Raw genomic sequence first — 22,574 nt, forward strand, 5'->3', positions numbered from 1 at the left:
ACTTCCGAAACGCGACCGGACTCGAGTTCGAACGCGAACCCGACGATACCAGCGACGGCTCGTCGCCGACGATTTAGTATCGCTGTATTTGGTTTATTGTGCCGTTCAGGCGGTTTCAGTCGGGCCACAGACGACGAGACGAACGGCACGTTCTCGGAGCGAACGCCACGGCAACCCGCCCGAACGGAATCGAAGCACCGGCGACCGTCGTGGACCGGGACGCCGACACGTCGGTTGGACGACGAATTTCGGGCGTCGCTCCCGACCCCTCGAGCGGTCGGTCACCGCCACGGTCGGCCGCACACTGACTCGAGCCCGGCCGGCCGCGAGGGCAGCCCGTCGGTCCTCGAATTGCCAGTCGTGGCCGTCGGCCGACCTGTCGATCGTCGTCGACCCAGTACAGAGTCGACGCGTCACGCCCGGACGACCGGCTCGGAGTCTGCTGCCGGCGAGGTGGACCCGCGATGGCTTCCTCCGGGTGCGTCGCTCCAGGAATCGACCGATCCGGTACGGCGAGCTCGTCGTTCACCGGTGATTCCATCGCGATCATCTCGAGGGGGCAAGTACCGGCCATCACCCCGGGTTCGCGGGAGGGAATCCACCGTTCGCCGACCCGTGTGCGCCTCCTCGAGCGACCGAACTGCCGACCGCGGGTACGGACCCGATGGGAGATACCGAGAAATCGTAGACGAGAGCGGACGAACGGGGAATGCCAGCGTTGCGAGGGTCGCCGTCGCGGGTAGCCGTTACTCCCGGCCCATCGTGTCACGGTTCGGACGACGGCCAGCGAGGCCGGCCGAGTGGTGCTCGTCGTGAGACCGAACGCGCTCGTGATTCCGCGGATGGGTGACGCCGGGAATCGACGGCTTCCGTCCCGACCGGTTCGAGTCGTCGGTCGATCGTCGAACCGACTCAATGAACCACATACCGATATACCAATCCCGTTTCGGTGCGCCGCTCCCGTCCGACGGGAGCGGGCCGCGGCGCTAAGCGGATATTGGCCCGACGGACCGGGTGTCACCGCTGCTCGAAACGGTTCGGGGCTGCAGCTAATCGGTCGCTTCGCTGCGGCCGGCGACGGCCGGTGGGCGATACGGGTCGCATACTAATGGCGGCAGTCGGTGGGCTGTGCGTATGCGCATGTATCCGCGGGGGTCGTTCGAAGACGATCTGCAGCGGCGCGTCTACGAGTACGTCGAGCGTAACGGTGCCGTCACGCCGGCCGAACTGGCGCAGGCGATCGAGATCGACGGCGGCCGGGCCCACTCCAAACCCGCCCGGTCGGGGACCTACACCGAAACCGTCCCGCCCGCTCCGGACGAGCTCCGGTCGTGTATCGAGGCGCTGCAAGCCGACGGCTACCTGACCGAGGTCGACGGCAAGCTCCGGGTCGCGCTCTCGGCGACGACCACCGACCTCGAGTGCGAGGACGGCGTCGTCACCATCCGGCCGGCACGCGAGGAAGACCGACCGGGCGTCGTCGAGACGATGCGCCGGGTCGCCGACGGCGGAACCTACGTCGTCGCCGAGAACGTCGCGACGCAACTCGAGCGCGAGTCGGCACTGGTCCGGGCCAACGAGGAGCGCTCGCGGATCTTCTTCGTCGCGGTCCGCGACGACGAGGCGGCGACCGAGGCTGCCGACGAGCGCGAGTCGACCGAACCCAGCGGTGATTCGAGGGGAACGGGCGACGTCGTCGGCTGGCTCCACATCGACGCACCGACGCTCCCGTCGCTTCGCCACACTGCCGAACTGACCGTCGGCGTCGATCCCGACGTTCGACGACAGGGCGTCGGCTCGTCGTTGCTCGAGTACGGCCTCGAGTGGGCCGCCGACGCGGGGTATCGGAAGCTGTACCAGAACGTGCCGGCGACAAACGAGGCCGCGATCGAGTTCCTCGAGGCGAACGGCTGGCAGCGCGAGGGCGAACACGAGGAGCAGTACTGTCTCGACGGCGAGTTCGTCGACGAGATCATGCTGGCGACGTGGCCCTGATCAGCGAACGGGCGTCGAAGACCCGCCGCAGTCCGGCCGAGCGAATCGGGAACATTTTCTTGCCAGTCGATCGCATATCGAGTCGCATGGAGGAACTCTCACTCGGCGTTCCGGAACCGATCCTCGAGCGACTGCCCGACGGCGACGAGAACGTGGCCGCGGACATGCAGAAGGCGGTCGCGGGCTGGGAGAGCCAGCTCAATCGGGTCCTCGAGGAGTCCGACGACGAGCGCGAGGCCGCCGGCCGCGTGCTCGAGGCGATCGACCGATTCGAGGAACGGTACCGGACGTACGACGAGTTAGTGCCGGAGCTGCGGGCGTGGGGCCAGTCCCCGATCTACGCGATCGCGTGGCGGACGCTGTACGCTGACGTGATCGCCCAACTCCACGACCACGACGAACTGGGCGAGCACCTCGATCGGGAGCGAAACGCACGGCTCGTCGAGGACGGAATTCGGCTGAGCGACCTGTAGCGGTTCCGTACGGGCGTATCGATCCGCACCGGACGGACCACGTTTCCGATCGGCACCCACTCGATCGGGCAGCCCTGCCGTGGTCACCGTCCCGCGGGAGCGACGGACGTGCCGTCGGGTTTCGCGACGGAACCCACAACGGTTTTGCGTTCGTCCTCGATAGGCACACCGTGGCGACGACTGACGACCGCGACGAGCCACCCGAACTCGACCTGACGACGCGCGTGCGCCGTCGCGTACTTCCGACCGTCCATCGGATCAAGGAACCCCTCGGCGGCTTCGCACAGTGCATCCAACACCCCGACGAGTACGTCGGCACCGTCCAGCGGGACCGCCGCGCGTTCCGGGCGGATCTCGAGGCGATGGCCTTTGCGCCGGAGCCGATCGCCGCCCTGAAAGTCCACGAGGACGGCCGACGGTCCGCCGGGAGCTGGGTCCGCCGGCGGTCACCGCTCGCGAGCTGGCAGCTCCACGTCGCCCTGTTCGACGGCGGGACCGACGCCGTCGAGGTGTTCGCCCACCGTGAGTACTCGTGGCTTCGGCACCCGTACAGACACTACACCGGCGAGGGGTGGGATACGACCGGCGGCGTCGAGCGGATGCGATCGCTGCTGTCGGCCCACGGCGTGCCGTTTCGGACGGAGTGACCGCCCTGCGCCGACCGCGTCGCCGGCAAAACCGATTTGATCGATGCCGACGGATGATCGATCGATGGTCACCACGGAGACCGTCGCCGCGTTTACCGATCTCTACCTGCCGACGGTCAACGGCGTCACCTATACGGTCTCCCTCTGGCGCGACCGCTGGTCACGTCACCGCGGATCGATGCCCGTCGTCTTTCCCGAAACCGACGGCTACGAACCCGGAGACGGGGAGTACGCCCTGCCGAGCGTCGACGCGCCGCTGTTCCCGCAGTATAGACTCGCCCTGCCGACGATCCCCGACGGACTCGAGGTGCCGGACGTCGTCCACGCACACACGCCCTTCACCGTCGGCGTCGCGGGCCTGCGTTTCGCCCGGAAACACGGCGTTCCCGCCGTCGCGTCGTACCACACGCTCCTCGACGACCGGGCGGAACACTGGGTCCCGGAGCCGCTCGTCGACGGCGTCGAACACGCCTGTCGTGCCTACGAACGGTCGTTCTTCGATCGGGTCGACCGCGTCGTCGCGCCAACGTCGTTCGCCCGACGACACCTCACGGAGCACGTCGGCGCGGACGTCGACGTGACCGTCGTGTCGAACGGTATCGACACCGAGTTCTTTCGCCCGATCGACTCGACGGCCTTTCGCGACCGTTACGATCTGCCCGACGGCCCGCTGCTCGGCTACACGGGCAGACACGGCCCCGAGAAGAACCTCGCGGAAGCGATCGACGCCGTCGCTGGAACCGACTGGACGCTCGTTCTGGCCGGTGATGGCCCCGACCGCGAGGCGCTCGAGGAGCGCGCCACGGCGACGGACGCCGACGTTCGCTTCCTGGGGTTTCTCGACCGCCCGGACCTCCCGGCGTTTTACTCGGCGCTCGACGCCTTCGTCTTCCCGAGCCCGGTCGAGACCCAGGGACTGGTCGCGCTCGAGGCCACGGCCTGCGGGACGCCCGTGGTCGCCGTCGACGCGGGCGCACTCACCGACAGCGTGATCGAGGGAGAGACCGGCTACCGGTACGCTCTCGGCGACCTCGACTCGTTTCGCCGGGCGATTCGTCGCACGCTCGCCGAAGCCGATCGGCTCTCGGATCTCTGTCGCAGACGTCGGGCGATGCTCTCGGTCGAACACTCGCTCGAGCAACTGGCGGGCGTGTACGACGCGCTCGGTCCGTGACGAGACGCCAGGTCGAGCCACCGATGCGATCCACACGACTGTGCGGCGCACGTTCCAGCCCAAGCGTTCAAATTCCGGGACTGGGTAGAGACGGTATGGAGTTCGCTGTCTCCCGTGCAGGAACGACGCTCGTCACCCTTCACGGCGGATCCGACACGACCGCCTGCGACGAGGCAACGACGATGCTTGCCGAGACTCTCGAGTCCCCCGCGGCCGACGGGGCGATCACCGACTGGGACATCACGGACGCGGACATCTACGAGCACCCGACTGCACCCTTCGATCCGTATACGATCGCGCTCGAGTTCGCGGTGACGGTGACCGTCGAGGCCGAGAGCGCCGACGAGGCGGCCGAAATCGGCGCGGCCGCGATCGACGACGCGCTCGACGCCGCCGGCGTCGAGTCCGTCTCGTACACGTCCTCGCCTGCGGCGTCGGCGGCCTGAGACGATACGCTCACGCCGGTCGGCCGCCGCTCGGCCCGCAATAGCGGGCGGCCTATCGGCCGGACTTATGTCGCCCGAAGCCGATTGGACGGTATGGAAATCGATCTCCGGTTCTTCGCCACGTACCGGGAAGCCGTCGGGGAGAAAGAGCGAACGCGCACGGTCGACGACGACGCGACCGTCGGCGACGTTCTCACCGCCCTCGAGGCCGAGTACGACGAACTCGACGGACGGTTGCTCGAGGACGGGACGATCCGACCGCAGCTGAGCGTCCTGAAAAACGGCCGTAACGTGGTGCACATGGCGGGTGTCGACACGTCCCTCGAGGCGGGCGACGTGGTATCGGTCTTCCCGCCGGTCGCCGGCGGATAACGGTGTGTCGACGGCCAGTCGAACGGTGCGGGGACACCCACTATCTTTTTTACCGACAGGATCGCAAGCAGTCTCTATGCTCGATGATCTCCTTCTCGTTCCGTTCGAACTCGGGGTCGACTGGCTCATCGATCGGAACGACGATCGAACGCCGGTACAGCGGATCTGTCTGTTCGTCGGCGTCGTATTCGTGCTGCTCGGAATCGCCCTCGCGGCCGTCAGCGGCCTGTGGTACGGCCTCGCAGTGGGGATCGTCGGGCTGGCGCTGCTTCTCTACGGAGCGTGATCGGCCCCCGCAGACGCGAGCGAGTCAGTCGAGCCCGCGGCTGCGGCAGACTTCGAGAACGCTTTACGCGTCGTTCGACTCGAGACGAACGTGACCGAAATCGACGGGGGTGACGCCGATCGGAGCCCCACCGGGAACACCGACCGGACGGCGGACGGGCCGGCCGACGAGACGCCGATCCCCGACGCCGACGGACGCGCGCCGATCACGTTCGGTTGGGACGGGGTCCGCGCCGGCTTCCTCACCTGCGTTCCCGTGGCGCTCGGCGTCGGCGGGTACGGGATCGCCTTCGGGATGCTCGCTCGTCGGGCCGGGCTGAGCGTCGCCGAGGCGGCGCTGATGAGCGCGACCGTCATCGCCGGTGCCGCTCAGATCGTCGCCGTCGAGCTCTGGGCGGAGCCGCTCCCCGTCGCGACGATCGTCCTCACGACGCTGGCGATCAACCTGCGCTACTCGCTGATGGGCGCGGCGTTGGGACCGTGGCTCGAGCGACTCTCGCCGATCCGGAGTTACGGGAGCCTCCTGCTCATGGCCGACGAGAACTGGGCGTTGACGATGCGCGAGCTCAAGTCCGGGAGCCGTCGCGGTGCGTTCCTCCTCGGCACCGGGATCGCGATCTGGGTCTTCTGGGTCGCGTCGACGGTCGTCGGGGCGGCCGCCGGCGGTTCGATCGGCGACCCGGCTCAGTACGGCATCGACTTCGTCCTCGCGGCGGTCTTCGTCGCGCTCGCTGCCGAACTCTGGGAGGGACGCTCGACACTCGTGCCGTGGCTCGTCGCGCTCGCGACCGCCGTCGCCGCCGCGGAACTCGTTCCGGGCCAGTGGTACATCCTGCTGGGCGGGTCCGCGGCCGCCGCGGTGGAGGTGATCCGCCATGGTCGGTGAGGGAGCGCTGGCGCTCGACCCGCTCGTGGTCGGCGTCATCCTCGCGATGACGCTCGTGACCGCCCTCACGAAAATCGGCGGCCTCTGGCTCCTGCGCCGGATCGAGGTGAGCGAGCGACTCGAGGCCGGACTGTCCGTCCTGCCGGGCGCGATCGTGATCGCCATCCTCGGGCCCGAACTGGCGGCCGGCGGGCCGGCGGAGTGGGGCGCGGCCGGCGTCGTCCTGCTGATCATGTGGCGAACGGAAAGCATTCTGCTCTCGCTGTGTGGCGGAGTGGGAACCGTCGTCCTGTTTCGGGCACACCTGTAGCTTCGCTTCCGCGGTTACCGGCGAACGCGAATTTATCCGTCCGGCCGTCGAACCAGCGGTATGGCAACGCGTCTCGAGCGCTCCTTTCGCGGCATCTCCGAACGGCTCGTGATCCGCTATCTGACGAATCTGGGCGGCGAACAGGTCGACGAGGAGACCGTCGAGGGCGACGACTGGACGGCCACGCTCTCCTCGGAGACGGTCGGGATCGGCCCCTCGCTGACACTGACCGAGGTGACGATCGTCTTCGAGGGCGAGGCAGAGACCCTCGACCCGCTCGTCGAGCAGTTCGCACAGAAGGCGATGCGCGCGGGTGGGTGAATGGCGGGCGAACCGATCGAGGGGCAGGTGCTGGTGCTCACGGCCGCCAAGGCGAGCGTTCCGGGAACCCGGCTCCCCGATCTGATCGAGCGCGCACAGGCGATCCTGGGGCCGGCCCTCGAGCGGTACCGCCGGGAGTACGAGCGCCTCTACGCCGACGACGACCTCGAGGTGTTCCTCGTCGACTGGGGTCACTGGGAGGAACTCGGCGAGCGACTCGGCGTGACCGACCGCGAACTGTCGGCGATCCGCCGCGCGCACGAGGAGCAACTGGTGCGGATCGGCCGACGAACGGACCGCGAAGCCGAGTTCGAGACGGCGCTCGAGATCCGAGAACCGGTCGTCGTCGGGACGGACGGGGCCGAAGCCGCCGGTGACGACGAGGGCGATCTCGGGCCGGCGGACCGGTAGCGACCGACGATCCGTCTCGCGGTCGCATCGCCGTCCCTCTCGCGGTGGATGGCAACTATAAAGATCGTCTTTCACCTTTGGCAAACCACTGAGACGATGGCAATCGACCAGGAGACCGAGATGACCGACGCGGAGATCGACGACTTCCTCAGTCGTCACGAGACGGGGGTGCTGTCGCTCGCGCGCTCGGACGAACCCTACGCGATTCCGATCTCGTACGGCTACGACGAGGCAGATCAGGCGTTCTACATGCGGATGGTATCGACGCCCGAGAGCGAAAAGCGGCAGTTCCTCGAGTCCGCGCCCGCCGCGCGACTCGTCGTCTACGACGAAGCGGACTCGACCTACCAGAGCGTCATCGCCACGGGTGACCTCGAGACCATCGAGCCCGCGGCGCTGACGCCGGAACAGATCGCCCAGTACGGTGAGGCGAAACGACCGCTGTTCGAGATCTGGGCGGAAGGGAAGGACACGCTGAACATCGAACTCTACCGTCTCACGCCGGCGACGCTCGCCGGCCGGCGAACCGAGATCGATCGCGAGAAGTAAGAACGGACGATCGGGCCGACGGCGGACGCGATGGCGAGGGGCCGGATTCAGTTCGTCTGCTGTTCCGCGACAAAATTCGACGGCGCGACCGACGCGCCACAGACCGGGCAGCCGTGGGTTAACGTGGCCTCACGCATCGATTCGTTGACCTCGATCTCCTGCCCGCATTCCGGGCACGTAAACTCGTATCTACTCATATCAGGTGGTGAGTCGTGCGAAATTTCGATTGTCTACCGTATAGCTGTACGTCCAGTATATATAGGATTGCGGTTCAGTACCGTCGGTCTGTAGGACCCGATACGTTCTTGAGGCTCGAGTCATCGCTCTCCCGTTCGGGCGCAAGTCAACGATGTTCGAGAATCGCGTCCAGCAGTTTCGTCTGGGCTGCCGCGAGGTGTTCGGTGAACGTCGACCCGGTGATCTCGAGTTCCGCGGCGACCTCGCCGGCGTTGGCCCGTTTCGGGTGTTCGAAGTAGCCCATTCGATGGGCCGTCTCGAGGACCTCCGTCTGGCGATCGGTCAGCGTGCTCCGATCGACGAAGACGAGGTTTCGTTCCTCGTGGTCCTGCTGGGACTGGAGCAGCCGCTGGACGTCGAGCGTCGCATACCGGTCGCGCAACTCGCCGATGATGGCCTGTAACCCCTCCATATCCGGCGCGTGGAAGGTCAGGTACAGCGACGCACCCTGCGTGCGGATGTCGACGACCGGACAGTCGTGCTTCTCGATACACTCGCAGGGGCAGCCACGGCCGAGTTCGCGCTCGAACCGGTAGACCGAACTCGAGCCGTACGAGAAGATCGACGACAGCTCCGCGTCGACGTCGAACGCGTCGGGATAGCGCTCGGCCTTGAGCATGAACTCCTCGGTCACGCGCTCGGGCGCGGACGGGTTGGCGCCCCTCGAGACGGAGTCGACCCGGCCACTCGTCTCGGCCGAGGCCTGCGCGACGACACAGTCGGGCGGGTCGTCGATCTTCACCTCCGCGCGGATCCCCGAAGACATTACTCACTGCTGGGGTGGCGGGCCTCCTAAACCCTGTGTCTGCGGCTGGGGATCGGACCGTGCGGCGATCACGGCGGTGCCAGTACTCGAGACGCGGTCCCGCGAGACGGTCGCGACGAGCGCACCGCCCGTTCGCGCCTCGAGGATCGGCTCGCGACCGACATTTTGGGACCCCATATAAAGGGCCCTGTATTTATTGGGACTCATTTGGAGGGAGTTGGGTCGGTAGTATGAGGTGTAACAGATGTCCGCTACGAACTCCGACGCCCGAAAACGAGGCTGGCAGCGCGACGACCCGATCGACCCGCAGGCCGTGCTCGCCGCGCTGGACGACGACGCCTGTCGAGCCATCCTTGAGGCGACGACCGAGGAGCCCCTGACCGCGACCGAACTCTCCGAGCGGTGCAACATCCCGATGTCGACGGCCTATCGAAAGGTCGAGATGCTGACCAAGGCGGAGCTAGTCGAGGAACGGGTCCGGATCAACACCTCCGGCAAACACGCGACCGAGTATCGCAAGAGCTTCGACGACGTGCTCGTCTCCGTCGCCGGCGGCGGGATCGAAATCGAGATGACGAAACCGGACGGCGAAATCGACTCGAGCGCCACCTACGCCGTCGCCGACGACTGAGACGGTCGTCCGTAACTGAGTACCGGCGTACCTGCGAAACGGGTCACGGGCGCACCGCAACCGACTTGCAACCGACCGTCCGACGGCCCGACGCGAGTTCTCGAGCGGTCCACGCGGACGCCGTCCGTTCCGTCATCGAACGGGACGCGACGAGTTCGATTTTCTCGAGCGATACTACTCGATTCCGACCAGCGATGGCTGCCGTCGGCTAGGCGAGCTCGAGCAGGAGCATCGCCGGCTGCGTCTCGGGCGGATTACCGAGATCGAGGACGAAGGCGGCGATCACGGCGGCGAGGACGACGATGGACGCGATGTACAACAGGAGCGGGAACAGCGCGGCCACGAAGGCCTTCCCGGTCGAAATATCGTGGAACGCGGCCAGCCCCCTGATCTGAAGGTACCAGCCGTATAGTGCGGGAATCCAGCCGATAACCGGGAGCCACCACAGGCCGCTCCGGATGAGCGTCGGGAAGGCGTACGCCTCGAGCGTCACGGCCACGCCCCTGCCGCCGAACAGGGAGGCGATGATGTGGACGAGCAGGGCCTCGATAACCCCGAGCACCCAGGAGACGACGGCGAAAAACAACGCAACGACGACGCCGATCACCGCATCCTCGGGCGACGTGATGTTGAAGACCACCATGAGCGCCGCCAGCGGCACCATAGTGGCGAGAAACGAGAGGAACATGAAGGCGAGCGGATAGCCCGCTCCGTGTGTCTCGTCGTACTCCGAGAAGAACGTTCCCGGATCCTTGATCATGTATCCGTTTACCCCCTTCCATTGATTCAGCAGACTCATACAACCAGACTTGGGTAGGATTACAATAATTTAACGGAATCTGTAACATCTTGCTCATCGGGTTGTCGAGGGCTGAGCAGCAGTGATTCGAACACAACGGGTTCGAATTGACAATCACCGATACTTGTGTGGTGAGAGATAGGTATCTCGAGCCGGGCGGACGGTCCTCGGTCACGGGGCGCTACGCATCGGCCGTCGGTACCGGTAGCGGCGAAAAAACGGACGGCGGAACCCGAGAGCGGCGAAATCGAGGTTAGTCGTCGCTCGGCGCTGCTGCACTGCCTTCGCTGCTGACGCCCGTTCCCGGACCGAGATCGATCCCGAGTTCGTCGAGTTTCTCGTCGGGGACGACGCCGTCGACCCAGCCGCGGTAGTCGTAGTACTCCACTTTCATCTCGTCGAGTTCACAGTACTCGCCCTCGCTGGCACCCTGGCCGCGGATGCCGTCCTCGAGGAAGCGTTCCGGCAGCGAGTCGTCGCTCCCGTCGAAGCCGTTGAGGTTGTTGTAGTAGCGCTCGAGGTTGTAGACCCGCTCGCCGGCCTCGAGGAGTTCCTCCTCGCTGACGTCGCGGCCGGTCATTCCGTTGTACTGCAGGACGTACTCCTCGATGCCCTCCGCGAAGGCGTTGAACTTGCAGATGTCGAACGAGTCGCTGATGGCGTGGAGGTCCTGGAACTGGGCGGTGAGTTCGCCCTTCCCCTCGTACTCGTAGGGGTCCACCTTCTCGGGGACTCCCAGGATCTCCGCTGCGGGGGTGTAGCCCCGCAGGTGGCAGGCCCCGCGGTTCGAGGTGGCGTAGCCGATTCCCATCCCCTTCATACAGCGGGGGTCGTAGGCGGCGATCGTCTGGCCTTTGACCGCCAGCGAGTTCTCGTGGGCGTCCTTCCGGTCGGCGACCCGACGCGGCCCTTCGGCCAGCAGATCGGCGAACTCGTCCTCGCGGCGGGCGATCCGCTCGATCATGTCGATCATCGTCTCGGTGTCGCCCCACTCGAGTTCGCCGACGCCCTCGAGTTTGCCCTCCTCGGTCATCTCCATGGCCATCGCCATCATGTTGCCCGCGTCGATAGTGTCGACGCCCATGTCGTTACAGCGGTCGAGCATGAGCGCGATCTTGTCGCGGTCGGTGTGGCCGGAGTTGGGGCCGAGAGCGTAGGCCGATTCGTACTCGTAGGATTCGGTGCGGACGTTCATCTCCTCGCCCTTGTGCATCGCCGTCACCTCGACTTCCTTCTTGCAGGCGACGGGACAGGAGTGACAGGTGGGTTCGTCGACGAGGATGTTCTCGCGGACGTTCTCGCCGGAGACCCGCTCGGCGTCGATGTCGACGCCCTCGGCGTCGCGCATGCTTTCCGTCGACGTGTATCGGCCGTTCTTCGTCGGGAGCCCGTCCATCTCCTCGCCGATGTTCATCAGGACGTTCGTCCCGTACATCGAGAGGCCGCCCTCGTTGGGCGCGGTGACCTCCGACTCCTGGATGGCCTGCATCGCCTGCTGGTGGCCCTCCTTGAACGTCTCCGGGTCGGCCGGTTGGGGCATCCGCGTGGTGGATTTGACGACGACGGCCTTGAGGTTCTTCGAACCCATCACACAGCCCGTGCCGCCGCGGCCCGAGGCCCGATCGTCCTCGTTCATGATGGAGGCGTACTTGACCTCGTTTTCGCCGCCGGGGCCGATCCCCATGATGCTCAGGTTCTTTCCGTAGGAGCCCTCGACTTCCTCCTCGATGGCGTCCCGCGTCTCGTGGAAGCCGTTCCCCCAGAGGTGGGACGCGTCTCGGAGTTCGACCTCGCCGTCCTCCACCAAGGCGTACACCGGTTCGTCGGCCTCGCCCTCGAAGCACAGGCCGTCGAAGCCGGCCCACTTGAGTCGAGCGCCGGACCAGCCGCCGTGGTGGCTGTCGGTGACGGTACCGGTCAGCGGCGATTTCGTACAGACGGCGATCCGGCCGCTCATCGTGACCTGCGTGCCCGACAGCGGGCCGTTCATAAACGCCAGCAGATTGTCTGGTCCGAGCGGATCGACGTCCGGCCCCTGTTCGAAAACGTACTTTACCCCGAGCCCCCGCGCACCGATATACTTCTTCGCGTCCTCGTCGTCGATCGACTCGTACGCGACCTCCCCGTCCGAGAGATCGATGCGGGCGACCCTGTCTTGAAATCCGCCGAGTTCAGTCATGGTAAACGCTCCGTGTTATCTACGACCTCCATCGTGTTAGGCGTTCCCAGACAGATGTAACCAAAGTCGGTTACAGCAGATCGAGCAGAACCGCCCGATCGATCGGTCGACAGCGACGATGGTAATTCGGTTCGGAGGGTCGCGCAGTCCGGCACGAGCCGCGGAAACGTAACCACCCGCAATCACACTGATCTGTCGATACGTTCGGAGCCGTCCTCCGCGAGGCTACAGGAGGAGCGCGACCACCGCGAGGATGATGAAGATCAGGACGAAGATCCGCGCGATCTCCATCGAGACTCCGGCGACGCCGCGGGCACCGACGGCGGCGGCGACGATCGCGAGGATGAAGAAAATTACCGCCCAGTACAGGAATCCGCCGCCGCCCATCTGAAGCGGCGTTGCGAGCGTGAGCATAGCACCCACTCCCACAACGGCCCACATAAATATCAGCGACCGTCCGCGCCCGTTCTGGTGGCTAAGCCCGGGCTACAGGTCCCGTCCCGAGACTGTCACCGGAAGGGGAACTAGGCGTCCCCGAAGAACGCTCGACACAGTTTCGCCTCGGCCGTCCGCAGGTGCTCGTGGAAGGTCGGCCGCGAGACGCCCATCGACTGGGCGAGTTCCTCACCGGTCGTCGGCCGCGGCCACTCGAAGTAACCACCGAGGTAGGCCCGCTGTAACGCACCGAACTGGCGGTCCGTCAGCGCCTCCTCGAGTCGGGCGGCGAACTCCTGGCGGGTCTCGGCGTCGCGGTCCCGCTGCTGGAACGAGACGACGTCGGTCCCGGCGTAGCGGTCTTCGACGGCCTCGACGATCGAGCGGACGTTTGCCGACCGGGGTATCTCGAGGGTCACGCGCGCTCGACCGTCCTCGGTCTCGACGGCTTCCGTGCGGACACCGCGTTCGGAGAGCCAGGCGACGAGGTCGTCGGACCCGGTGAGTTCGATCAGGCACTCCTCGTCGCGCTCGACGACGACGCGACAGTCGACGTCGGACAGTTCCTCGGCGGCGGCGAGGAGTTCGTCGGCGTCCGCCCCGGTGACGGTAAACAGCGACGCCGTCTCGTCGTCGGTTCGGTGGACCGATCGACGATACTCGAGTCGACAGTCGGCCGCCGCGGAGAGGGCGACGGGTGCGAAGACCTGGTCGGTCAGCTCGAGTTCGACGGCGACGACGGCGTCGGTCGCAAGCATACGACTGGTTTCGCGGGCGTTGACCCCGCTCGCGACCGCGCGTGCGAGCGCGGAGAGGATAACCGTCTCGCGGTCGTCGACGGTGCGGTCCGTCCGGACCGTCAGCACGCCGTACTCGATGTCGTTGTACGACAGCGGAAACGCGGCGCGGGTCGTCCCGTCGACGGTCTCGACGGCGGGGTCGTTCGTCGCGAGCGTTTCGGCGGCGGGATGGTCGTCGTCGATCGCGATGGTATCCCGCTCCGGGTCGACGCCCGCGCTCGAGCGGACGTCGATCGTCCCCGTCGCGGGATTCCGTTCGCCGATCCAGGCGCCCTCGTAGGCGTCCTCGTCGGCGACCCGCGAGCAAACTTCGGCCTCGAGCTCCGTGCGGTCGGTCGAGCCAGCGACGACGGCCGTGACGTCCTGGATCAGTCCCTCGACGCGGTCGAGGATGTACTCGAGTTCCGCGGTCCGCCGCTCGAGTGCGAGTTCGGCCTCCTTGCGCGCGGTGATGTCGTTCTGGAAGCCGACGTAGTTGGTCACGCGGCCGTTCTCGTCCCGAACCGGGGCGATCGTCACCTCGTTCCAGAACTCGGTGCCGTCCTTGCGGTAGTTTTTCAGTTCGACGGTGACCGGTCGGTCGGCGTCGATCGCCGCCGCCATCTCGGCGATCGCGTCCGGGTCCGACTCCTCGCCCTGCAGGAACCGACAGTTCCGACCGACGACGTCGTCGAATTCGTACCCGGTGATCGCCTCGTACGCCTCGTTGACGTAGACGAGCGGATTGTCCTCGCGGTCGGGGTCGGAGATCGTGACCCCGACGGGTGCTTCCTCGAGCGCGCGGTCTTTGACCAGCCGGTCGCTCTCATCTGCCGGGGTGCCGTCGGTGTCCGCGGCCGCGACGTCGGTTCCGCGACCGGCGTCGTCGCCGTCGAACGTAATCGTCGCACCGTCGGCCCCGCGGTGAACGCGGGCACTGCCCGGCTCACCCGCGACGTCGATCCGCCGGGCGGTGCCGACCGTCGTCTCGTCGATCGCGGCTGCGAGCCGATCCCAGTACGCGTCGAGTGCCGACGCCGGATCGCGCTCACCGTCGCCGAGTTCGAACGTCTCCCGGGCGGCCGCGTTCGCGTACGTTATCGTTCCGTCCGCGACGGCCACGACCGGATCGACCACGTGCTCGAGCGCACGGGCCGCCCCTGTCGCGTCGTCGACGGTGCCACCGCGGTCCGCGTCGACATCGGTCATGAGTTACCCTACGACGGGACGCCTAAGAACCGTTATGATCGGGAGACGATTCAGCCGGCGGACGAGTGGGCTAGAATGATATACGTTAACACTGCGTATGGACACGTATGCCAGTACACCGATCACCGTTCGAGCGGCTCCGGGAGAAGTTCGACGAGTCGGAACTGCGCTGTCCGGCGTGTGGCTACGTCGACACCGAGGGCGGCTGGCGCGTCACCACCTCGGGCGGGCGAGTCCGCTACCAGTTCGTCTGTCCGACCTGCGACGCCGTCGAGACCAGAGAGCTCCGGCTCGACTGATTGCTCGCGCGGATTCGGTCGCGGGCGTTCGCGATACCACCGTCACGGACGGCACGATCGGCCGACTCGAGCGGACGGCGTTCGGTGCCGGTCGCCGCAAGCGGCGACCGGCGTCCACTCTCACAGCGCCGCCGCCGGTGAGAGTCCCGTTTCGTCGCGGAAATCAACGATTTTCGACGCCGGTGGCCGGTAACGCCTCGCTGTGGCGGCCGGGTCGGCTATCGATACCGGTTCGACACGGTCGCACTGCCGGGACGTACCCAGCGATCGCGACGATCCATCCTGGCGATATCGGCTCGGAGCACGGTCCGAACGCGGCGCAGAACGGCAGTCGTGACTCCGTCGTAAATGGTCGACGGCACGTTCACAACAGGGGTTTTCTCCGACACAATCTCGTAACAGTCGGCCCGTTTTAGCTCGGCGACGGTCCTACGTCGGCCCGTATGGTTTCACGACCGCGAACGATCGGTGTCGCGTTCGTCGCGCTGTTGGTCGTGCTGTCGGGGGGTCCCGCCCTCGTCGGCGGAGCGACAACGGACGCGGACGCGAACGGCGACGCCGGAGACATGGGCGACACGAGCGCAACGCTGAAGAACGTACAGGTCGGTACACTCGAGCTCGAGAACCTCACGGTTCAGAACGCGACGATCGAGGAACTCACCGTCCAGCAACTGGACGTACAGGACAACCAAGAACTCCAAGAACAACTGAACGAGAGCGACGGGAATCAGTCCGTGGGCAATCAGTCCTCGGACGAGGTGATGATCACGAACGTCGTCTTCGAATCGCTCGCGCTCCAGAACGTCTCGATCGACGACCTCGGCGAGGAAACGAACGAGACGAACGCGACCGACGGTCTGGACGCGACCGAGGCAAACGAGACGAACGAGACGAACGCGACCGGTATGGAGAGCGCCGACGGGAACGAGTCGGGTCTGCAAGGAGTGATCGACGAGGACGCGGACGAGGTGCAGATCCAGAACCTGACTATCGAGTCGATGAACGTCGATCGAATGGCGATCAACGACCTGACCGTCGAGGAGGATCGAGGCGGAATCCTCTCGGGCATCTCCGACTTCGTCGGCGGGCTGTTCGGCGGCGGAGACGGCGGGAACCAATCGAACGCCACGAACGCCAGCACCCAGCAGATCGACGATCTGACCATCGAGGAGTTCAACCTCAGCGAACTCACCTTCGAGTCGATGACCGTCGGGTCCCTCGAGGCCGGAGCCGAGGGTACGGCTGGCAACGAGACGACCGACAACGAAACGACTGCCAACGAGACGGCCGATAACGAGACGACCGCCGGCAACGTCAGCGAGATGGGCACGGGCGAGACGGTCTCGTCGGCCTCCGCGGGATCGATGGTCGTCGAGAACAGTTCCGCACAGAGCCTCACTCTCGGCGAAACGGAGGGACTGGAAGAATCGCTGCAACAGCCGTCGGCGAACGAAACGACGAACGAGACGGGCGGAATGAACGAGACGAACGAAACGAACGAGACGAACCAGACGGGTGTCGCAAACGAAACGAACGAGACGAACGAAACGGGATAGCGAGGGAGCGATCCGAGCAACACCGCGTGACCGCTCGCGATCGACGATCGGATCGCCGTCGCGACGCTATTTTTCTGTCGACCCTCGGCGATCACCGAACAGCCGGTAGTACGAGATCGCGAGGACCGTCCGGCCGTCGCGGATCTCGCCGTCGGCAACCGCGTCGGTCACCTCCTCGAGCGAGCGTTCTCGGACCCGAATGCTCTCGTTGTGATCGAGTCGCTGTTCGGCGGTCGGCCGGCAGCCCCGAGCGACGAAGAAGTGCAAGACGGCGTCCGCGATCCCGTTGGCCGGCTCGACGGTCACCAGCGGTTCGAGGGTCTCGGCCTCGTAGCCGGTTTCCTCGGCGAGTTCCCGGCGTGCCGATACCTCGAGATCGGCGTCCTCGGGTTCGGTACCGCCGACGGGAAGCCCGCGGCTGATCCGCGAGACGGCCTGTCGCCACTCCTCGATACAGACGACGTCGCCGTCGGGCGTGAACGGCAGGACACAGACGCTCGCGGGTTCCGACAGGTAGTCGAACTCGGTCTCGGCCCCGTCGGGCAGTCGAACGGACTCGTTAACGATGTCGAACCCCGGACAGGAGTAGGCTACCCGTCGCTCGCGCGTCTCCCAGGCGAGTGGATCGGTCGGCATAGCCGTCGCTACGGCGGTGACTGTCAAAAACGCGGCGTCACGCGTGCGACCTCGAGTGCGGTCGGTCGGATCGGCCCGGCGTCGTTTGCTCGGACTCGAGCACGGTCATACGCGCCCCGTTCCGGTTCGGTCGTAGTCCGTACCCGCTCTATAACAAAGCCACAGAGCGGTGAACGTCGTCACTCAGAGGGTGATCCATGGACCAGCTAACTGGCTTCCAACGCGACCTGTTGTACGTGATCGCAGGGAAAGACCGGCCGTCCGGGCAGGAGATTCTCGACGACATCAATAGCTACATCGATCAACCGGTCACGCACGGCCGATTGTATCCGAACCTCGATACGCTCGTCGAGAAGGAGCTCGTCGAAAAAGGCGAACTCGACCGACGGACGAACTACTACGCGCTGACGCCGAAGGGCCGACGCGCGTTGCAGCGACGCCAGGAGTGGGTCGACCAGTACGTCGACGTCTGACTCCCGGCCTCTGCTTTGCGACCGCTTTCGACCGTGACCGATAGCGCCCCGCCTCGCATCGGTGACCCGCCGGAGCCGCAGTCCTCAGGCCCTTTCAGCGAGCGTCGTCGAGATCGACGACCGTCTCCAGATCCGCCGTCAGCCAGCTGTTCAGTTTCTCTTCGGTGGTGCCGTCGTGAGGGACGAGCGTACACCGGTCACTGGCGGACCGGTAGCGGACGACGATGGCATCGAACAGTACCGCACCCGCGGTCTCGCTCTCGTCGGTGTCGGCCGCGTACTCGTGAGTAGTTCCCTCGTCGCTCCCGTGGGCAGAGCCGTCCATGGTAGTTCTGGCGACCGCCGTCGCCACCGTATCGTAGGCGCAGACGGTACAAAACGGCTACTAATTCCGGTATAGAGCGTTTGGGTCCGCTCGGTATCGCTCCGCATCGCCTCGAGAAGTCGATTCGCGGTCCAACGCACGCTCCGCCGCCACCGCGTCCGTGTGTACGGACCGCTGGACGGCAGAAGGGACACCGTACTCGGCGTTCGATGCCACGAGGCGCGATCGTGCGGATTCGCTCTATCCGTCCTCGAGGCGAACGCCCTCGAGATCCGCCTCGAGTTCGTCGACGTGCTCGTTGAAGTCGGCGACGAATTTCGGGACGTCCTCGGCCAGCCGGCGAACCTCGGGGGCCGACGGCGGCCCGTACTGCGAGAGGAGGTAGGTGCCGTCGGAGCCGCCGACGCGGAGGTAGGACGCGACGTCGCCCTCCCACTTCAGCTCCCAGCGGGTGCCCGAGAGCGTCGCGGCGTAGGTGCCGTACTCGCCGTCGTACCGGTGCAGCTGGCTCGCCATCGCGTTGCCGACGTCGCGGATTCGGTCGACGATCCGGTCCCGTTCGGCGACCAGCTCCGCCGTCGATTCGACCTCGGGGAACTCGTCGGGGACGTCCGCGAGCAGGCCGTCGAACGAGCGGACGTATTCGTTGTAGGCCGCCACGAACGCGCCGTAGTCGGCCATCGCCGTCTCGAGGGGCTCGGGTTCGGGCGGCTGCTTGCTCGAGACGACGTAGGTCTCGGACCCGGAGTTCGGGTCGAATCGCAGGTACTGTACGTCGCCGGCCTCGTACTTGAGCGTCCAGCTTCCGCCGTCGGTGTCGAACGTCTCCTGTCCGTAATCACCGCCCTGCAAGACCGCGAGTTCGCGCGCGATCTCGCCGGCGTGCGTCCGGACGCGGGCCGCCAGTTCGTCCCGTCGCTCGGCGATCCCGTCCATCCCCTCGACGTCCGCCTCGAGTCCGTCAGTCATCACTCGTGGGAAGAGCCGACAGGCAGTAACGGTTGTGGATCGGAGCCCGCGTCGGGGGAAACTGCCTCGGGGGCACGCGGTTCGCGGGAGCGCCGCTCTCCGTCGTCCCGCGTCTGTGGCTCTACACCAGCGGCTCGTCGGCTCCCGATCGCCTCGAAAACAGTCGACGCGGATTATTCGGATTCGTTCGTCTCGTTGGTCTCGTTCATCCCGGTCTCGTTGGTCTCGTTCATCCCAGTCTCGTTGGTCTCGTTCATCCCAGTCTCGTTGGTCTCGTTCATCCCGGTCTCGTTGGTCTCGTTCATCCCGGTCTCGTTGCCCGTTCCTTCCTCCGTTTCGGTTTCGGTTTCGTTGTCTTCGGTTTCGTTCCCGCCGCCCGGTCCGCCGCAACCGGCGACGAGGGCGGTCGAGGCTGCTGCACCAGTTAGCTTCAGTACTCGTCGGCGAGTCGACGGCTGTTGATCAGTCATACGGAAGTAATCAGTAGCGACATCCATAAGCCGTCAGCCGTCACTTGCGTGGTCCCTATCGCCTCATATCGAGCGGTCGGCCGCCGACGACCGGTCCGGTCTATCGGTTTCGGCGACCGTTCGATCGCAGTAGACGTAGGCAGCACACACAAGAACGTCACCGGTGTACGACTCCCGTGGCTTCGATACCCGACGACTTCCACGACCTGTTCGAAAAGAAAACGTTCGCCCACGTCGCGACGCTGACCAGCGACGGACTCCCGCACGTCACCCCGGTGTGGATCGACTACGACGCGGACGACGACCACCTGCTGGTCAATACCGAACGCGGCCGGCAAAAAGAACGGAACGTCCAGAACAATCCCGGCGTCGGCGTCAGCATGACCGACCCCGACGACCCCTACCGGTTCGTCTCGGTAATCGGCGAAGTCGACGAGATCACGACCGACGGCGCTCGAGCGCACATCGACGAACTAGCTCGGCGATACATGGACGTCGACGAGTATCCGAATCCGATCGAAACCGAGCGCGTGCTGTTGCGGATTCGAGCGGATCGCGTGCTGTAGGTCGGCCCGGCGAGACATCGCCGTCGACCGCCGCGAGGGGGTCCAGACCGTTCCCGCCGAGCGCCGTTTCGGCGACGACCACCGCAGTCGTCGGTCCGTCACGTTTTCTCCGCCGTCAGGGGGACAACCCGAGATAAACGAAAGAGCGCGATACGAAATGCAGATCCGAGCCCCCAGTTCACTGCCGGGAATGCACGGTACAGCGCCGTTGCGTCCCGTACGTCCGCGTTCGACCGGAACCAGCACAGCGCCGTGTCGACGAACCAGCACAGCGCCGTGTCGACGCTCCTGACGGGTGGACGATTAATGACCGGCGACGTGGACGGGACGACCATGCAGACGGCATCCGACCTGCTCGTTACCTGTCTCGAGACCGAGGGCGTCGACCGCGTCTTCGGCGTCCCCGGCGAGGAGATCGAGGACCTGCTGTTCTCGCTGCGAGCGTCCTCGATTCGGTTCGTTCCGACTCGACACGAACAGGGGGCGGCGTTCATGGCCGACGTCCACGGCCGGCTGACCGGCGAGGCGGGCGTCTGCTGCTCGACGCTCGGTCCCGGCGCGACGAATCTCATGACCGGCGTCGCCGACGCCCAACTCGACAAGAGCCCGGTCGTCGCGATCACCGGCCAGGGTGGTCGCGAGCGACTGCACAAGGAGAGCCACCAGGCGCTGGACGTGGTCGACATCTTCGAGCCGATCGTGGCGTGGAACTCCCAGATCGCCGAACCAGAGATCGTGCCCGAATCGGTCCGGAAAGCGTTCAAGCTCGCCGAGTACGAGAAGCCGGGGGCGACCCACCTCGAGTTCCCCGAGGACGTCGCGGCCGAAGCGGTCGAGGGCGAGCCGATCGAGCGCCGCGATCCGGTTCGGCGGCCGGACCCGGACGACGAGTCGGCCGAGCGAGCGGCGCGGTTGATCACCGAGGCCGAGCGCCCGATCCTGCTCGCGGGCAACGGCGCGGTCCGGACCCGCGCGTCGGAACACATTCGCGCGATCGTCGACCGCGTCGGGCTCCCCGTCGTCGAGACGTACATGGGGAAGGGGGCGATCTCGGACCGCGAGCAGGCCTCGCTGATGACGCTCGACTCGGGACCGGCCGGGGAAGCCGCGCGGGCGATCGAGCGAGCGGACTGCGTCGTCGCAGTGGGCTACGACATCGCCGAGCACGATCCGCAGGGGTGGAACCCCGACCTCGAGAAGACCGTCGTCCACGTCGATTACGAACCCGCGGAGGTCTACCGACACTACAACCCCGACGTGGAGATCGTCGCGGACGTGGGCGCGGCGCTCGAGGCGATCGACGAGCGGCTCGCAGACGGGGCGTGTTCGCTGTGGTGTGACGACCTCCACGACAGGCTGCTCGAGGGGGTGACGGAGCCGCCGGCGGAAGACGATCCGATCACCGTCAGGAACGCCCTGCCGCTGCTGCGGGAGGCGATGGCGGATGCGGACGTGCTCGTTTCGGACGTCGGCAGTCACAAGATGGCGATCGCTCAGTCGTTTCCGACCTACGAGCCGAACACGTGCGTGATCTCGAACGGGCTGGCGAGCATGGGGATCGCCGTGCCGGGCGCGCTGGCAGCCGATCTGGCGATCGACGCGAACGTCGTCGCGGGGACCGGTGACGGCGGCTTCATGATGAACGCGGCCGAACTCGAGACGGCGACGCGGCTGGACTGTGGCTTTACGACCGTCGTGTTCGACGACGAGGACTACGGCCTGATCTCCGAGAAACAGGTAGCCCACCGGAACGAACACACCGGAACCGAGCTGACGACGCCGGACCTGGTGACGTTCGCCGAGAGCTTCGGGATCGAGGCGTACCGCCCCGAGACCTGGGCCGAGATCGAGGCCGCATTTTCGGCGGCCGTCCCGTCCGACGAACTGGCGTTGATCCAGCTCCGCCTCGAGTGACCATCCGACCCCATTACCCGTCGCGAACGCCGACGAACGAACGTCTGACGCGTGCTCGACGGCGGTTCAGACCGTCCGTCGATAGGAACACTGCGGACAGTACAGCGACTGGTTCGAGAGGATCAACAGGCTCTGGCCACACCGGCAGGGGCCGCCGATGGTCACGTCGTCCGTGGTCCGAACGATGTGTCGCAGCGTGTTCTCCAGTTGGACGAGATGCCGCGAGCACTCCTCGAGATCCGCTTCGAGGTCACGGAGCCGCCTGTGCAGCTGGCGCCGTCTCGCGCTATCCGGGCGAATTCGTCGACCCATACGTGAGCCATCACGCAGTGCTGGAAGTGTCTTCGGATCGGAGAGAAATCCGGACTGTCGGGCCAGATCACGTGTCCGGTCACCGATCAGCACTGTGCATCGCGGGACCGCCGTCGCGGAGTCACCTCGAGCGGCCGGTTCCGCGCCGGC

The 22,574-nt window shown here is 66.1% G+C and carries 30 protein-coding genes; 18 read left to right on the forward strand and 12 right to left on the reverse strand.

Going from position 1 to position 22,574, the window contains the following annotated elements; translation table 11 throughout:
• Window positions 1–1,134: 1,134 nt before the first annotated feature.
• From BMX07_RS21040 to BMX07_RS21090, 12 genes are all read left to right on the forward strand, one after another.
• Entirely contained in the window at window positions 1,135–1,995 is an 861-nt protein-coding gene (locus BMX07_RS21040) for a GNAT family N-acetyltransferase (RefSeq protein ID WP_090621967.1), read from the forward strand.
• 86 nt (window positions 1,996–2,081) lie between these two features.
• A complete protein-coding gene (locus BMX07_RS21045; protein ID WP_090622153.1) occupies window positions 2,082–2,468 on the forward strand; it encodes a DUF7971 family protein in 387 nt (128 codons plus the stop codon).
• A 170-nt stretch (window positions 2,469–2,638) separates the two neighbouring features.
• Window positions 2,639–3,115 carry a hypothetical protein gene (locus BMX07_RS21050; protein WP_090621969.1) on the forward strand — a complete coding sequence of 159 codons (477 nt, stop codon included), beginning with the start codon at window positions 2,639–2,641 and terminating at the stop codon, window positions 3,113–3,115.
• 64 nt (window positions 3,116–3,179) lie between these two features.
• Window positions 3,180–4,289 carry a glycosyltransferase gene (locus tag BMX07_RS21055; RefSeq protein ID WP_139210974.1) on the forward strand — a complete coding sequence of 370 codons (1,110 nt, stop codon included), beginning with the start codon at window positions 3,180–3,182 and terminating at the stop codon, window positions 4,287–4,289.
• Window positions 4,290–4,384: 95 nt separating this feature from the next.
• Window positions 4,385–4,735 carry a hypothetical protein gene (locus tag BMX07_RS23970; RefSeq protein ID WP_139210975.1) on the forward strand — a complete coding sequence of 117 codons (351 nt, stop codon included), beginning with the start codon at window positions 4,385–4,387 and terminating at the stop codon, window positions 4,733–4,735.
• A 93-nt stretch (window positions 4,736–4,828) separates the two neighbouring features.
• A complete protein-coding gene (locus BMX07_RS21060) occupies window positions 4,829–5,107 on the forward strand; it encodes a ubiquitin-like small modifier protein 1 (protein ID WP_090621972.1) in 279 nt (92 codons plus the stop codon).
• A 76-nt stretch (window positions 5,108–5,183) separates the two neighbouring features.
• The gene (locus BMX07_RS21065; protein ID WP_090621974.1) at window positions 5,184–5,393 is read left to right on the forward strand and encodes a hypothetical protein; all 210 of its coding nucleotides are present in this window, start codon (window positions 5,184–5,186) and stop codon (window positions 5,391–5,393) included.
• Window positions 5,394–5,483: 90 nt separating this feature from the next.
• On the forward strand, window positions 5,484–6,278 hold the full coding sequence (locus BMX07_RS21070) for an AzlC family ABC transporter permease (protein WP_090621976.1): 795 nt from the start codon (window positions 5,484–5,486) through the stop codon (window positions 6,276–6,278).
• Window positions 6,268–6,588 (forward strand): AzlD family protein, encoded by a 321-nt coding sequence (locus tag BMX07_RS21075; protein WP_090621979.1) that lies wholly within the window; start codon window positions 6,268–6,270, stop codon window positions 6,586–6,588. Before BMX07_RS21070 ends, BMX07_RS21075 begins: the two co-directional genes overlap by 11 nt.
• Before the next feature lie 60 nt (window positions 6,589–6,648).
• Window positions 6,649–6,909, forward strand: coding sequence for a MoaD-like domain-containing protein (locus BMX07_RS21080; protein ID WP_090621982.1), 261 nt, complete (start codon window positions 6,649–6,651; stop codon window positions 6,907–6,909).
• Window positions 6,910–7,320 carry a DUF8048 family protein gene (locus BMX07_RS21085; RefSeq protein WP_090621985.1) on the forward strand — a complete coding sequence of 137 codons (411 nt, stop codon included), beginning with the start codon at window positions 6,910–6,912 and terminating at the stop codon, window positions 7,318–7,320.
• Window positions 7,321–7,416: 96 nt separating this feature from the next.
• Entirely contained in the window at window positions 7,417–7,869 is a 453-nt protein-coding gene (locus BMX07_RS21090) for a pyridoxamine 5'-phosphate oxidase family protein (protein ID WP_090621988.1), read from the forward strand.
• A 47-nt stretch (window positions 7,870–7,916) separates the two neighbouring features.
• Here the strand turns inward: BMX07_RS21090 and BMX07_RS21095 are convergent, their stop codons facing one another.
• From BMX07_RS21095 to BMX07_RS24760, 3 genes are all read right to left on the reverse strand, one after another.
• Window positions 7,917–8,066, reverse strand: a complete 150-nt coding sequence (locus BMX07_RS21095) for a DUF7560 family zinc ribbon protein (RefSeq protein WP_090621991.1) — start codon at window positions 8,064–8,066, stop codon at window positions 7,917–7,919.
• 146 nt (window positions 8,067–8,212) lie between these two features.
• Window positions 8,213–8,872: a helix-turn-helix domain-containing protein gene (locus BMX07_RS21100; RefSeq protein ID WP_090621994.1), complete on the reverse strand. Its 660-nt coding sequence runs from the start codon at window positions 8,870–8,872 to the stop codon at window positions 8,213–8,215.
• 3 nt (window positions 8,873–8,875) lie between these two features.
• Window positions 8,876–9,049 (reverse strand): hypothetical protein, encoded by a 174-nt coding sequence (locus tag BMX07_RS24760; RefSeq protein ID WP_175480232.1) that lies wholly within the window; start codon window positions 9,047–9,049, stop codon window positions 8,876–8,878.
• Window positions 9,050–9,116: 67 nt separating this feature from the next.
• Between BMX07_RS24760 and BMX07_RS21105 the strand changes: the two genes are divergently transcribed.
• Entirely contained in the window at window positions 9,117–9,503 is a 387-nt protein-coding gene (locus BMX07_RS21105; RefSeq protein WP_090621997.1) for an ArsR/SmtB family transcription factor, read from the forward strand.
• Window positions 9,504–9,711: 208 nt separating this feature from the next.
• On the opposite strand, the gene BMX07_RS21110 is transcribed toward BMX07_RS21105, so the two are convergent.
• The 4 genes from BMX07_RS21110 to BMX07_RS21125 form a co-directional block, all read right to left on the reverse strand.
• Window positions 9,712–10,302: a YIP1 family protein gene (locus tag BMX07_RS21110; protein WP_090622000.1), complete on the reverse strand. Its 591-nt coding sequence runs from the start codon at window positions 10,300–10,302 to the stop codon at window positions 9,712–9,714.
• Window positions 10,303–10,555: 253 nt separating this feature from the next.
• A complete protein-coding gene (locus BMX07_RS21115) occupies window positions 10,556–12,481 on the reverse strand; it encodes an aldehyde ferredoxin oxidoreductase family protein (protein ID WP_090622003.1) in 1,926 nt (641 codons plus the stop codon).
• Window positions 12,482–12,706: 225 nt separating this feature from the next.
• Complete coding sequence (locus tag BMX07_RS21120; protein ID WP_090622006.1) at window positions 12,707–12,895, reverse strand: DUF1328 family protein; 189 nt, start codon at window positions 12,893–12,895, stop codon at window positions 12,707–12,709.
• A 110-nt stretch (window positions 12,896–13,005) separates the two neighbouring features.
• Window positions 13,006–14,904: a bacterio-opsin activator domain-containing protein gene (locus BMX07_RS21125; RefSeq protein ID WP_090622010.1), complete on the reverse strand. Its 1,899-nt coding sequence runs from the start codon at window positions 14,902–14,904 to the stop codon at window positions 13,006–13,008.
• A 107-nt stretch (window positions 14,905–15,011) separates the two neighbouring features.
• Between BMX07_RS21125 and BMX07_RS21130 the strand changes: the two genes are divergently transcribed.
• Together BMX07_RS21130 and BMX07_RS21135 are read left to right on the forward strand one after the other, a co-directional pair.
• Window positions 15,012–15,203, forward strand: coding sequence for an HVO_0649 family zinc finger protein (locus BMX07_RS21130; RefSeq protein ID WP_090622012.1), 192 nt, complete (start codon window positions 15,012–15,014; stop codon window positions 15,201–15,203).
• Window positions 15,204–15,646: 443 nt separating this feature from the next.
• A complete protein-coding gene (locus tag BMX07_RS21135) occupies window positions 15,647–16,759 on the forward strand; it encodes a hypothetical protein (RefSeq protein ID WP_090622015.1) in 1,113 nt (370 codons plus the stop codon).
• Between the two features lie 66 nt (window positions 16,760–16,825).
• Here BMX07_RS21135 and BMX07_RS21140 read toward each other — a convergent pair whose 3' ends face one another.
• Window positions 16,826–17,395 (reverse strand): NUDIX hydrolase, encoded by a 570-nt coding sequence (locus tag BMX07_RS21140; RefSeq protein WP_090622017.1) that lies wholly within the window; start codon window positions 17,393–17,395, stop codon window positions 16,826–16,828.
• Window positions 17,396–17,592: 197 nt separating this feature from the next.
• Between BMX07_RS21140 and BMX07_RS21145 the strand changes: the two genes are divergently transcribed.
• Complete coding sequence (locus BMX07_RS21145) at window positions 17,593–17,868, forward strand: PadR family transcriptional regulator (protein WP_090622019.1); 276 nt, start codon at window positions 17,593–17,595, stop codon at window positions 17,866–17,868.
• 94 nt (window positions 17,869–17,962) lie between these two features.
• Here BMX07_RS21145 and BMX07_RS21150 read toward each other — a convergent pair whose 3' ends face one another.
• From BMX07_RS21150 to BMX07_RS21160, 3 genes are all read right to left on the reverse strand, one after another.
• Window positions 17,963–18,193 (reverse strand): DUF7511 domain-containing protein, encoded by a 231-nt coding sequence (locus BMX07_RS21150; protein WP_245742183.1) that lies wholly within the window; start codon window positions 18,191–18,193, stop codon window positions 17,963–17,965.
• A 240-nt stretch (window positions 18,194–18,433) separates the two neighbouring features.
• Window positions 18,434–19,162, reverse strand: coding sequence for a profilin-fold protein (locus BMX07_RS21155; protein ID WP_090622025.1), 729 nt, complete (start codon window positions 19,160–19,162; stop codon window positions 18,434–18,436).
• A 173-nt stretch (window positions 19,163–19,335) separates the two neighbouring features.
• Window positions 19,336–19,632 carry a hypothetical protein gene (locus BMX07_RS21160; RefSeq protein ID WP_090622028.1) on the reverse strand — a complete coding sequence of 99 codons (297 nt, stop codon included), beginning with the start codon at window positions 19,630–19,632 and terminating at the stop codon, window positions 19,336–19,338.
• Between the two features lie 176 nt (window positions 19,633–19,808).
• Between BMX07_RS21160 and BMX07_RS21165 the strand changes: the two genes are divergently transcribed.
• Both BMX07_RS21165 and BMX07_RS21170 read left to right on the forward strand, forming a co-directional pair.
• Window positions 19,809–20,198 carry a PPOX class F420-dependent oxidoreductase gene (locus BMX07_RS21165; RefSeq protein WP_090622032.1) on the forward strand — a complete coding sequence of 130 codons (390 nt, stop codon included), beginning with the start codon at window positions 19,809–19,811 and terminating at the stop codon, window positions 20,196–20,198.
• Between the two features lie 333 nt (window positions 20,199–20,531).
• Window positions 20,532–22,112: an acetolactate synthase large subunit gene (locus BMX07_RS21170; protein ID WP_090622155.1), complete on the forward strand. Its 1,581-nt coding sequence runs from the start codon at window positions 20,532–20,534 to the stop codon at window positions 22,110–22,112.
• Window positions 22,113–22,178: 66 nt separating this feature from the next.
• Here BMX07_RS21170 and BMX07_RS21175 read toward each other — a convergent pair whose 3' ends face one another.
• Window positions 22,179–22,424, reverse strand: a complete 246-nt coding sequence (locus BMX07_RS21175; protein WP_090622035.1) for a hypothetical protein — start codon at window positions 22,422–22,424, stop codon at window positions 22,179–22,181.
• Window positions 22,425–22,574: the final 150 nt, after the last annotated feature.

It is taken from the genome of Natrinema salaciae (assembly GCF_900110865.1).
GTDB classification, from domain to species: domain Archaea; phylum Halobacteriota; class Halobacteria; order Halobacteriales; family Natrialbaceae; genus Natrinema; species Natrinema salaciae.